Source organism: Streptomyces sp. CAI-85, assembly GCF_013363615.1.
Taxonomy (GTDB): Bacteria; Actinomycetota; Actinomycetes; order Streptomycetales; family Streptomycetaceae; genus Streptomyces; species Streptomyces antibioticus_B.
The window spans coordinates 40274-50991 of the sequence record NZ_JAANNX010000037.1 but is presented as its reverse complement, the minus strand read 5'-3'; the positions used below and the strand labels follow the sequence as shown (position 1 = coordinate 50991).

Genomic DNA, 10718 nt, shown 5'->3' with positions numbered 1-10718 from the left:
GGCGTCCGCAATGACCCCTTTTGCTAGTTGTGGTCGTATTCGCCGGTGCGGGTGTCCGTGTGAGCTGGCTCTCAATGTGCAGGTCAGGGCCGGTTATGGCATGCCCATGGCGTCCGTTATGTCCCACTAGGGTGGATCGTAGGTGATGTGGGTCATGTGGGGTGCTTCACCGGTCAGCGGTCCTCGAACGTGACCCCCGTCTCGAACCCCACCCCGAAATTCCCCTTGCCCACCCCCCACCCCCCTCTTTATAGTCACCAAGACTATTAAGGAGCTGTCCGTGAACTGGAACCTGACCTGGACCGAAGCGCTCGGCTTCGCGACCGGTGCCGCCTGTGTCTGGCTGGTGGCCCGCCAGCACATCGCGAACTGGCCCGTCGGCATCGCCAACAACGTCTTCTTCATCGTGCTCTTCGTCCAAGCCGGCCTGTACGCCGACGCCGGCCTCCAGGTCGTCTTCATCGCGCTGGCGGCCTACGGCTGGTGGACCTGGGCCCGCGGCGCCGGACCGGTCACCGGCGGCGCCCTGCCGGTGCGCCGCACCACGGGCGCCGAATGGGCCTGGCTCGCCGCCGCCGGAGTGCTGGGCACCGCTGCCCTCACCCTGCTCCTCGACCGGGCCACCGACTCCACCGTCCCCTTCTGGGACGCGCTCACCACCGCCCTCTCCCTGACCGCCACCTACGGCCAGTGCCGCAAGCTGCTGGAGTCCTGGTGGCTGTGGATCGCCGCCGACCTGGTCTACATACCGCTCTACGCGGCAAAGGGTCTGTACCTGACCTCCCTCCTCTACGTCGGCTTCCTGGTCCTGTGCGTGGTCGGCCTCCTCGGCTGGCGGCGCACCCTCGCGGCCGCCGGCCCGCGCCCCGCCACGGCGGTGGCCGCATGAACGCCGTCCCCGCTCCCGCCCCCGTCCCCGCTCCCGTCGCAGGCCCCGCCGTCGCCCGCCCGTACCGGCACGGCCTGGTCCTGGGCAAGTTCTATCCGCCGCACGCCGGCCACCACCACCTCGTCCGCACCGCCGTCGCGCAGTGCGACCGGCTGACCGTCCTGGTCTGCGCCGCCTCGGTGGAGTCGGTGCCGCTCGCCGACCGGGTGGCGTGGTTGCGCGAGGCCCATCCCGAAGCCGAGGTCGTCGGCGCCGTGGACGACCACCCGGTCGATCTGCACGACGCCGCGGTGTGGGAGGCCCACATGGGGGTCTTCCGCACGGCCGTCCCGGAGCCGGTGGACGCCGTGTTCACCTCCGAGTCCTACGGCACCGAACTGGCCCGGCGTTTCGGCGCGGCCGAGGTGTGCGTGGACCCGGACCGCACCACGTACCCGGTCTCCGCGACGGCCGTCCGCAAGGACCCGGTGGGCTGCTGGGACTTCCTCGGCCCGGGCGTGCGCGCCGCACTCACCCGGCGCGTGGTCGTCCTGGGCGCCGAGTCCACCGGTACGACCACCCTCTCCCGGGCGCTGGCCGCCCACTACCGCGCACGCGGCGGGGTCTGGGCGGACACCGGCTGGGTGCCCGAGTACGGGCGCACCTACAGCGAAGAGAAGCTGGCCGCCCTGCGGACCGCCGACCCCGAAGCCGACTGGACGCAAGTCGAGTTCACCTCAGACGAGTTCACCGTCATAGCCCGCCACCAGGACGCCGACGAGGAGCGGGCGGCACGCGACGGCTCCCCGGTGCTGATCTGCGACACCGACTCCTTCGCCACCGCGATCTGGCACGAGCGCTACCTCAACGCCCCCGCCCCCGAGGTCGCGGCCATCGCCGACCGCACCCCGCGCCACCTGTACCTGCTCACCGACCACGAGGGCGTGCCGTTCGAGGACGACGGCCTGCGCGACGCCCCACACCTGCGCCCCTGGATGACAGCCCGGTTCACGGAGGAACTGGAGCGCACCGGCCGCCGTTTCCTCCTGCTCACCGGCAGCCCCGAGGAACGACTGCGCGCAGCCGTGACCGCGGTGGACGGCCTCCTCGCCGAGGGCTGGCACTTCAACGACCCGCTCCCGGAACGCCGTTGACGATCGCCACCGAAGCGTCGTCTGCTGGTCAGAGGGGATGGGTGAACGAGACCGGCTTCCCGGTGGCGCGGGCGTATGCGATCTCCCTGCTCGTGGAATCGCCGACATACCCGCCCGGGTTGACGACCAGAACCCGGTCAGCCAGATCGATCTTGCGCAGGTGGAGGGCGGACAGCGCGGCCTTCTGCTCGTCCGTGATCGACTCGTCCGCTGCGTGATCCTCGGCGCGCGGGAAGACGCCCGGCGCGACGACGATGGCACCTGCGAAGGTCAGTTCACGGTTCGCCGCGCTCATCTCGTCCACAAACCGGACAGAGCCGCAGATGCAGACGATCTCAGGTCGGTCGGACACGGTTCAGTCCTTCTTCCTTCATCAACACGGCAACACGTGGCCGACGCCCGCAAGTTCAACGCATCCTGGACCCTATCGGTCGGCCGCGACGCCCGGCCCTGACGTGACGCCGTCGTGGCCGGCGCGAACAGACGCGAAGGCCGTCGCGAGGTGGTCGAGCAGGGCCGCCGTACAGGGGTGCGGGCCGCGACGCGGTACGACCGTGTAGACGCCGCGAGTTGGAGGATCGACCAGGCTCACCGTGGTGACATCCGTCCGCAGCCCGCGTGTCAGCACCCCGGGGATCAGCGCGATGGCGTGGCCGGTCGCGACGAGCGCCAGTTTGCCGGGCAGGTCGGCCGCGGTGAGTTCGATGCGGGCGCCGACTCCGGCACGCGCGGCGTGCTGGTGCAGAAGGGCCGCGGAACCGTCGTTGTCCTCGGCCCAGGTCTCGTCGGCCAGCGCCCGCATACGCAGCGGACCGCGCCCGGCCCGAGGATGATCTACGGGCAGTGCGACGACCATGTCGTCCACCCCGAGGAACCGGCGTTCGGTCCGCGGGTCGTGCGGCAGCCCGGGCGGCGCGTCCGTGACGACGGCGACGTCGAGTTCCCCGGCGACCACACGGTCGTGCAGTGGCGCGCTCAGGCCGGGAAGCAGGCTCCACCGAAGGGATCCGGATTCCTTGGACAGGGCCTGGAATTCCTTGAGCAGGGCCCGGACGGCCTCGGGCACGACCCCCGCGGCGAGCGAGGGCGTCGCGCCGACGGTCAGGGGCCGGTTGAACGCCGCCCCGTCGCCGGCCTCCCGTGCGGCGCGAACAGCGCGGTCGGCCTCGTTGAGCGTGGCCAGGGCGTGGTGCCGGAACACCTCGCCGGCGGGCGTCGGACGTACACCACGCGCATGGCGCTCCATCAGAGGCACACCGAGCTGCCGCTCCAGTCCGGCGATCTGCCGGGAGACGGCCGACTGTGTGTGATGGAGTTCCGCGGCCGCCGCCGACAGCGACCCGAGCCGGCACACGGTCACGAAGGTTCGCCACACGGTCAGATCCACATCACCAGGATATGCGCTTCACGCAGAGCTGACCTGCGCAATATGCGCTTGTCGCAGCCCTCACACTGCACCAGTCTGACGACCATGACCACACCTCACACCCACACCACGACACAGGGCACGATCGCCGTCCTCGGCCTGGGGCGGATGGGCGAGGCCATCGCGACCCGACTGGCCGCCCAGGGCTGGGACGTCGTCGGCTGGACACGCTCCGGGCGCACATCGGGCGCGGTCAAGACGACCGGCGACCCGAACGACGCCGTGGCCGCCGCCGACTTCGTACTCCTGGCGCTGTTCGACGGCCCTGCCTGCCGCCAAGTCCTGGACGATGTACGTGACTTGCTGCGGACGGACACGATCGTGCTCAACACCAGCACGATCGCTCCCGCCGAAGCCTCGGAACTCGCCCGGCAGTTCGGCCCCTCCTACGTCCACGCGCCCGTGCTCGGTTCCGTGCCCGCCGTTGCCGCCGGCACCCTTCAGATTCTCGCCGCCGCGGATCACGACGCTCTCGACCGGGCGCGGCCCGTTCTGGAAGCGCTGGGCACGGTCCGGCGCGTCGACGACGCCTCAACCGCCGCCGCGCTCAAGCTGATCGCCAACAGCAGCCTCGCGGGTGCCGTTTTCGCGTTGCGCGACTCACTGCGGCAGGCCGACGCGCTCGGTCTGCCCCGTGCCCAGGTTCTCGACGTCCTCGAACTCGGCCAACTCGGCGGGCTCGTGGCCCGCAAACGCCCCTTCCTGGACACCCCTCCGGCCCCGGCCGCGGCGACGTTCACGATCCAAGCGCTGTCCAAGGACATGGCCCTGCTGGCCGACGCGTCGAACACCCCCTTGCGCAGCGCGTCCGGCCTGGCCGAGACCGCCTCCGAGCCCGACCCCGACCCGGAGGCCGACATCGCCGTAGCCGCCACGGTCCCCGCCGTGGAGGACGCCGTACTCGCACCGCTCCGCGCCTACATCCGCGGACACGCCACCGGCGACCCCTCCTACTTCCGGGACGCGTTCCTGCCCACCGCCCACATCGAGGGGATCCGGGACGGCGCGTTCGTCTCCTGGCACCTGGACGAGTACTGCACCCTCTTCCCGGGCCGACCGGCCCCGGACGAACCGACCCGCACCCGCCGCATCGACGCCGTCGATGTCCACGGGACCGTCGCGACCGCCACGATGACGCTCTCACACGGGGCGGACACGTTCACCGACGTCTTCCTGCTGGCCCGCGTCGCCGACGGCTGGCGCATCGCCAACAAGGCGTACCACCACCGCACTTGCGCGACGTAGATGCAAAAGAGATGTCACTGCGTATCGGCGGCGAACCGATCGGTGCCCAGCACGCTGAGCAGGGCGAGCTTCTCGTGGCTCTCCGTGCCGGGGGTGGCGGTGAAGACGAGCAGCGACTGTCCCTGGTCGGGGTCAAGGAGGAGTTGGCAGTAGAGGTCCAGCTCGCCGACCTGGGGATGGACGAAGCGTTTGGTCTCGCTCCAGCGCAGACCCACCTCGTGGCGCTCCCACAACCGAGCGAATTCCTCACTGGTGCGCCGTAGGACGTCGGCCAGGTCGGCCGCGGCGGAGCCGGGCCCGCCCCGGGTGACGGCTTCGCGCAGCAGCGCGACGTTGGTGCGGCTGTTCTTGCCGTGCTGGTCGGGGTGGTAGCGCTCGCGCGCGGCGGGGTCGGTGAACCACCGGTACGTCGCGCTGCGGGCATGGCCGGTGTACTGGGTCTGGTGGCCGAGAAGGGCCACGGCGGGCGGCGTCTGCACCAGCGTCTCGCCGAGCGGCCCCATGATCTGCGCGGCCTGATGGGCCAGACCGTCCATGACCCGCATCAGCCCGGGACTCACATGCGCGGACCGCAGCTCGCGAGGGGCGGTGCGGTAGCCGGCGAGCAGGAAGAGGTGGTCGCGTTCGTCGGGTGTCAGGCGCAGGCCCCGGGCGATCGCCGCGACCATCTGCTCCGAGGGCTGCGGGCCGTCGCCGCGTTCGAGCCGGGCGAAGTAGTCGGCGGACATGGTGCACAGCTCGGCCACCTCCTCGCGGCGCAGGCCCGGGGCACGTCGGCGGGGGCCCCGGCGCAGCCCGACGTCCTCGGGTTGCAGCGCTGAGCGCCGGGTGCGCAGGAAGGCGCCCAGGGACGAACGGTCGAATGCATGCTCCATGGCTTCATGGTTGGGCATCCGGCGCGGCCCAGCCACGACCTGTCGTTCAGTGGTTGAGCGTGTCCTTCCTCCGTCTGTGGCGGGGCCGTTGACTGGCGTTGTGCTCAGCGATCACGCCGAGCACCGCGACGCCGACTCCTGGAGCCAGAGCCATGACCCGATGGACAGCGAACGACCTTCCCGACCTCACGGGCCGCACGGTCCTGATCACCGGTGCCGGCCGTGGCCTCGGCCTGATCACCGCCCGGGAACTCGCCCGCGCCGGAGCCCACTTGGTGCTGGGCGTGCGTGACGTCGGCAGGGCCCGCGCCGCCGTGGCCGGCCTGCCGGGCACCTTCGACGTCCGCCACCTCGACGTGTCGGATCTGACCTCGGTCCGCACCTTCGCCGACTCCTGGTCGGACCGTCTCGACATCCTGATCAACAACGCCGGTGTGATGGACGTCCCCGCCGGCCGCACCCCCGACGGCCTCGACATCCAGACGGCCACCAACCACACCGGCCCCTTCCTCCTGACCAACCTGCTCCTCGGACACGTCACCGACCGCGTCGTACACGTCACCAGCCAGTTGCACCGGCAGGGCAGGATCGACCTCACCGACCTGGACTGGCGTACACGTGTGTACAACGGCATGGCCGCCTACCAGGCGTCGAAGCTCGCCGTCGTCCTGTTCTCCCTGGAACTCCAACGCCGCCTGACCGCCACCGGCAGCCCGCTCCGCTCGGTCCTCGCCAGCCCGGGCATCGCCCGCACCACCCTGGCCTCCCACTCCCGCTCGAACATCGTCAACCGCTTCACCTTCCTCACCAACACCCCCGAACGCGGAGCCCTGTCACTCCTCTACGCCGCCACCCAGGACGTCCCCGGCAACACCTACATCGGCCCGAACGGCCTCGGCGGCCTACGAGGCGACCCGACGATCCGCCGCCAGGGCGAGAACGGCCTGGACGAGGCGATGGCGGCACGGCTGTGGGACGCGACGGCAGATCTCGTGGGAGCGATTGCCCGATGAATTGCCGGCGACCGCTGCCCACTCACCCCAGACGGGGTCTGGCGGGCGGCGAGTGCGTGATCGTCGAAGGCATGCTTCACGTCTGAGGAGCGGCCCGCTCGGCTTCGCAGCCAGTTTTCTTCCGGAGGGTGTCGTGTAAACGGCCCGTTCGATCCCCCTCCTTTTGTAGGGCACCACTTCGGCGTGCACAGCCGGGCGGTGCGAGAGCATACAAAGGAGAGCGCGATGGGGAGCACGGCTGTGGGGATGATGATCCTTCTTGTACTCGGTAACAGGTCGTGGCGCAGGGCCGAAGTCATTCGCGCCAAGGCAGCAGCGGGCAACAAGCTGGAGCGTCGCCGTGGCTGAGGACAACACCTCTGAAGAGTCCATCGAGGCCTCTTACGAAGGGCGGCGCACGCAGATGGTCGGCGTGGCTCGCAAGCTGCTCGCGGACGAAGGGATCCCCGAGTCCAAGGTCGGTGCCGAAGACGTCGTCCAGAACGCATTTCTCAAAGCCCTGCAGAAGCAGAAGACCACCCCCATCGCCCGCTCAGGCGCTTATGTCTTCGCTGTGCTCCGTAACCAGGTCCGTGACGAGGCACGTCGACGGGACAACACCACCGTGCCGGTACCGGAGCACGACTCCACCGTCACCGTTCGGCACGCGCATCCCGATCCGGCCGAGCAGGTGCACCAGCGGATCGCCCTGCGCAACGCCCTGAGACGGCTGTCCCCTGTCCAGCGGCGCGTCGTCTGGATGACCCGGCACATGGGGTACACGCACGCCGAGACGGCCCGCCTCACCGGGGTCAGGACGACGACCGTCAGCATGCACGCCCTCCGCGGAACCATTGCGGTCAGGGCCTTGCTGACGGGGGTCTTCATGATGATCGTGGCACTGGGCCTGAAGGCGCTGGGTCTCCTGGACGGCAGCGCGGAACTGGCCAGCACGGGCCGGACGGATCTGGTTGTCCGAGCCGAGGACCTGGCGTGGGGCGGCCTCTACGTGGTCCTCTTCCTGGGTGCCGCACGCGTCGTGAGCAACACCCTTGCCGGTATCCGGACCCGCCGCCCCCTGCTGTGGCTGCTCGCCGTTCTGATGCTGGCTGCGCAATTCACCGTCACGGTGTGCAGTCTGCGGCTCCTCTTCCACGTCGGTGTGCACCCGCCCGGCTGGGCGGGGGCCGTGACGGTGATGGACTGGCTCAACGTGCCGATGGAGCCCCGGGCCAACGCCAAGGTCCTCGTGGGTGTGCACACGTTTCTCTACTGGGTGGGGCGGTGGAGAGAGGACGCCATGGGTCGCCGCACGACGGATCGGGCCCCCGTCCCGTACCCGACGATGCGAGCGCGCCGCCGTCGCGCCGGACCCGCCTGGCTGCGGCGAGCCGTGCCCGGCCGAAGGCGGCGGCACCACGACTGGTAGGCGCACGCTGCGTGGCTGGTGGTCTCTGGCTGCGTGGTCCGCGCTCGATCAGCGGTCTCCTAAACGCTCGTGATCAATGCACGTGGAGGCTTGGCTGCCCTGTTGGCGCCGGGCCCGGTACGGTGGTGATCGACCGGCCACCGATGAGGAGGTGGGCACCTGTGACCCTTCCTGTGATGCACCCACGCCCCGGCAACCTGCGTGAGGTCGCTGAGCAGATCGAGGCATCCACCGGACTGCGAGTCGAGATCATCGGAGGCAGCCTCGTGATGTCCCCCACCCCGCGCGGCAAGCACGCCGGTACGATCCGCCGCCTCCGGGTGCAGATCGAGCCGCGTCTGTCAGAAGCGTTGGCGCCGTACGAGATGTCGTCGGTTGCGATGCCGGAGGACCCGGACGACTACGCCACCCCGGATCTGACGGTGCTGCCGGTGGAGTGGGACGAGGACGACTCCTGGCTCGCCGACCCCCGCGATGTCGCCCTGGCGGTCGAGGTGATCTCCCAGTCGGAGAAGGCGAAGGACATCACCGACAAGAACGGCTGGTACGCCCGTGCAGGGATCGCTGTCCTGCTGGTCCTGGACCCCCGTACTGGCCGTTGGACCCTGCACACCCACCCGAAGGACGGCGAGTACCACGGTCGGCTCGACGGCGTGTATGGGGAACCGGTCGACCTGCCGGCTCCGTTGCCGTCCCCGATCGACACCGGAGTTCTGCCACGGTACGGCTCCTGACGCGGTTGGCGATCGTGCCGGACGCGTCCGTGGCGGCGTACGTAATGGCTACTCCTTCACGAACGCCAGCAGGTCGGCGTTCAGGACCTCGGCGTGGGTCGTCAGCATGCCGTGCGGGTAGCCGTCGTAGGACTTGAGGCGGCCGTTCTGGAGGAGTTCGGCGGAGAGGGGACCGGCGTCCTCGTAGGGCACGATCTGGTCGTCCGTGCCGTGCAGGACGAGCGTGGGGACGGTGATCGTCTTCAGGTCCTCGGTGAAGTCGGTTTCCGAGAACGCCTTGATGCATTCGTAGTGCGCGTTGGCCGCGCCCGTCATGCCCTGGCGCCACCAGTTGGCGATGACGCCCTCGGACACCTCGGCGCCGGGCCGGTTGAAGCCGTAGAACGGGCCCTCCGGGACGTCACGGAAGAACTGGGCGCGGTTCGCGGCCAGGGCGGCGCGGAAGCCGTCGAAGACCTCGATCGGCAGCCCGCCGGGATTGGCCGGCGTCTTCACCATGATCGGGGGCACCGCGCTGACGAGGACGGCCTTGGCGACCCTGCCCGGCTTGGCACGCGCCACGTAGCGCGTGACCTCGCCGCCGCCGGTGGAATGGCCGATGTGGACGGCGTCACGCAGGTCGAGTTCGTCGGTCAGGGCGGCGACGTCGGCGGCGTAGGTGTCCATCTCGTGGCCGGTCGCGCTCTGGGTGGAGCGGCCGTGGCCGCGCCGGTCGTGGGCGATGACGCGGTAGCCCTCGCCGAGGAAGAACAGCAACTGGGCGTCCCAGTCGTCCGCGCTCAGCGGCCAGCCGTGGTGGAACACGATCGGCTGGGCGTCGCGAGGGCCCCAGTCCTTGTAGAAGATGCTCGTGCCGTCGCTGGTGGTGACCGTACCCATGGGAAGTCCCGTCTATTGACCTTGTTTCCGGACTGGTGATGCGCAAGATCGGTATGCCCCAGCATCCAGGGTATGACCAGGCCGGGTTTGGTGCTAATTAGAACTTTCTGCCTGATACCTCCCTGAATCGTCGGAATGCCGGCCCAGGCCCGCGATGCGAAGGTGAGAGGAGCACGACGTGAGGGGAGGCGCCACGACCATGACCGGCGATGAGCAACGACGCGATCTCGGGCTGCTGTTGCTGCGTATGGCCGTCGGCGGCACCCTCGCCGCGCACGGCTCGCAGAAGCTGTTCGGCTGGTTCGGCGGGGGAGGGGTCAAGGGCTCCGCCCGGTTCATGGAGTCCGTCGGCTTCGACCCGGGCGAACCGAGCGCGGTGGCCGCCGGGCTCGCCGAGGGAGGCGGTGGCACCCTCCTGGCCCTCGGCCTCGCCACCCCCGCCGCCGGATCGGCCGCGGCCGGCGCCATGACCGGCGCGAGCGCGGTGACCTGGCCCAACGGCTTCTTCGCCCAGAAGGGCGGCTTCGAACTATCCGGCGTCCTGGGGGCGGCTTCCCTCGCCCTCGCCGTCTCGGGCCCCGGCCGCTACTCCCTCGACCATGTCCTCCGCAACGTACTCAACCGCCCCTGGATGGTCCCTACGGCACTGGCGGTGGTCGGCACGGGAACGGCACTCGTGGTGCACAGACGCGACCAGCGCGTGCAGCGGCAGAGGGAACAGAAGGCAGCGGAGACGGCGGACACCCACACAGAATGACGTCCGCGCGGGCAGGGTGCGCCGACCCTACAGACCGGTCCCCGGCATACGCACGACCGCCCTGCCCCCTTCCAGATCAACCGTCGTCCGGTTCGGCGGCGCCCCGTCCTCCTCGTCGTCGCGCATCACCAGCGCCGACTGCCGTTCCTTGAGTTCGTTCTGCTTCCCGGGCGAGAGACTCGCGTGGAGCTGCTCGAACCCGGTCGCCGATATCTGGCCCTGCCGGGCGCTGTTGCGCCAGGGCAGAAATCCGGCCCGCCCCGCGCGCAGCAGCAGTTGATCCACGAAGGCCACGACGGTCAGCAGGATGACCAGCCCGGGCAGGGTCGCGAAGACGGCGAATTCCATGCCTTCAGTAT

12 protein-coding genes are annotated in these 10718 nt (G+C 70.0%); 7 read left to right on the top strand and 5 right to left on the bottom strand.

Features of this window, described 5'->3' with window-relative positions; all coding sequences use genetic code 11:
* The first annotated feature begins 274 nt into the window (after nt 1-274).
* Together pnuC and G6W55_RS27710 are read left to right on the top strand one after the other, a co-directional pair.
* On the top strand, nt 275-889 hold the full coding sequence (gene pnuC / locus G6W55_RS27715) for a nicotinamide riboside transporter PnuC (RefSeq protein WP_217687453.1): 615 nt from the start codon (nt 275-277) through the stop codon (nt 887-889).
* Nucleotides 886-2022, top strand: a complete 1137-nt coding sequence (locus G6W55_RS27710; RefSeq protein ID WP_175523526.1) for an AAA family ATPase — start codon at nt 886-888, stop codon at nt 2020-2022. The genes pnuC and G6W55_RS27710 overlap by 4 nt, the downstream gene beginning before the upstream one ends.
* A gap of 28 nt (nt 2023-2050) precedes the next feature.
* Here G6W55_RS27710 and G6W55_RS27705 read toward each other — a convergent pair whose 3' ends face one another.
* Both G6W55_RS27705 and G6W55_RS27700 read right to left on the bottom strand, forming a co-directional pair.
* Nucleotides 2051-2374, bottom strand: coding sequence for a hypothetical protein (locus tag G6W55_RS27705; RefSeq protein ID WP_175523525.1), 324 nt, complete (start codon nt 2372-2374; stop codon nt 2051-2053).
* Between the two features lie 72 nt (nt 2375-2446).
* On the bottom strand, nt 2447-3409 hold the full coding sequence (locus tag G6W55_RS27700) for a LysR family transcriptional regulator (RefSeq protein ID WP_175523524.1): 963 nt from the start codon (nt 3407-3409) through the stop codon (nt 2447-2449).
* Nucleotides 3410-3493: 84 nt separating this feature from the next.
* Here G6W55_RS27700 and G6W55_RS27695 point away from each other — a divergent pair, with 84 nt between their 5' ends.
* A complete protein-coding gene (locus G6W55_RS27695; RefSeq protein WP_175523523.1) occupies nt 3494-4693 on the top strand; it encodes a nuclear transport factor 2 family protein in 1200 nt (399 codons plus the stop codon).
* 14 nt (nt 4694-4707) lie between these two features.
* On the opposite strand, the gene G6W55_RS27690 is transcribed toward G6W55_RS27695, so the two are convergent.
* Nucleotides 4708-5568, bottom strand: coding sequence for a helix-turn-helix transcriptional regulator (locus G6W55_RS27690; protein WP_175523522.1), 861 nt, complete (start codon nt 5566-5568; stop codon nt 4708-4710).
* A gap of 152 nt (nt 5569-5720) precedes the next feature.
* Here G6W55_RS27690 and G6W55_RS27685 point away from each other — a divergent pair, with 152 nt between their 5' ends.
* The 3 genes from G6W55_RS27685 (at nt 5721) to G6W55_RS27675 (ending at nt 8723) form a co-directional block, all read left to right on the top strand.
* A complete protein-coding gene (locus tag G6W55_RS27685) occupies nt 5721-6581 on the top strand; it encodes an SDR family NAD(P)-dependent oxidoreductase (protein ID WP_175523521.1) in 861 nt (286 codons plus the stop codon).
* Between the two features lie 340 nt (nt 6582-6921).
* Nucleotides 6922-7989: an RNA polymerase sigma factor gene (locus G6W55_RS27680; RefSeq protein WP_175523520.1), complete on the top strand. Its 1068-nt coding sequence runs from the start codon at nt 6922-6924 to the stop codon at nt 7987-7989.
* A 176-nt stretch (nt 7990-8165) separates the two neighbouring features.
* The gene (locus G6W55_RS27675) at nt 8166-8723 is read left to right on the top strand and encodes a Uma2 family endonuclease (protein WP_205070464.1); all 558 of its coding nucleotides are present in this window, start codon (nt 8166-8168) and stop codon (nt 8721-8723) included.
* Nucleotides 8724-8771: 48 nt separating this feature from the next.
* On the opposite strand, the gene G6W55_RS27670 is transcribed toward G6W55_RS27675, so the two are convergent.
* Entirely contained in the window at nt 8772-9602 is an 831-nt protein-coding gene (locus G6W55_RS27670; protein ID WP_175523518.1) for an alpha/beta fold hydrolase, read from the bottom strand.
* Between the two features lie 199 nt (nt 9603-9801).
* On the opposite strand from G6W55_RS27670, the gene G6W55_RS27665 reads away from it, so the two are divergent.
* Entirely contained in the window at nt 9802-10359 is a 558-nt protein-coding gene (locus G6W55_RS27665; RefSeq protein WP_175523517.1) for a DoxX family protein, read from the top strand.
* Between the two features lie 27 nt (nt 10360-10386).
* On the opposite strand, the gene G6W55_RS27660 is transcribed toward G6W55_RS27665, so the two are convergent.
* Nucleotides 10387-10707: a DUF6191 domain-containing protein gene (locus G6W55_RS27660; protein ID WP_175523516.1), complete on the bottom strand. Its 321-nt coding sequence runs from the start codon at nt 10705-10707 to the stop codon at nt 10387-10389.
* Between the last annotated feature and the right edge of the window lie 11 nt (nt 10708-10718).

What these genes read in the sequence shown, in the direction of transcription:
- G6W55_RS27675 (WP_205070464.1), top strand. Translation starts at nt 8,166, where the DNA reads ATGCACCCACGCCCCGGCAACCTGCGTGAGGTCGCTGAGCAGATCGAG.
- G6W55_RS27695 (WP_175523523.1), top strand. Translation starts at nt 3,494, where the DNA reads ATGACCACACCTCACACCCACACCACGACACAGGGCACGATCGCCGTC.
- G6W55_RS27670 (WP_175523518.1), bottom strand. Translation starts at nt 9,602, where the DNA reads ATGGGTACGGTCACCACCAGCGACGGCACGAGCATCTTCTACAAGGAC.
- G6W55_RS27665 (WP_175523517.1), top strand. Translation starts at nt 9,802, where the DNA reads ATGACCGGCGATGAGCAACGACGCGATCTCGGGCTGCTGTTGCTGCGT.
- G6W55_RS27660 (WP_175523516.1), bottom strand. Translation starts at nt 10,707, where the DNA reads ATGGAATTCGCCGTCTTCGCGACCCTGCCCGGGCTGGTCATCCTGCTG.
- G6W55_RS27690 (WP_175523522.1), bottom strand. Translation starts at nt 5,568, where the DNA reads ATGGAGCATGCATTCGACCGTTCGTCCCTGGGCGCCTTCCTGCGCACC.
- G6W55_RS27685 (WP_175523521.1), top strand. Translation starts at nt 5,721, where the DNA reads ATGACCCGATGGACAGCGAACGACCTTCCCGACCTCACGGGCCGCACG.
- G6W55_RS27710 (WP_175523526.1), top strand. Translation starts at nt 886, where the DNA reads ATGAACGCCGTCCCCGCTCCCGCCCCCGTCCCCGCTCCCGTCGCAGGC.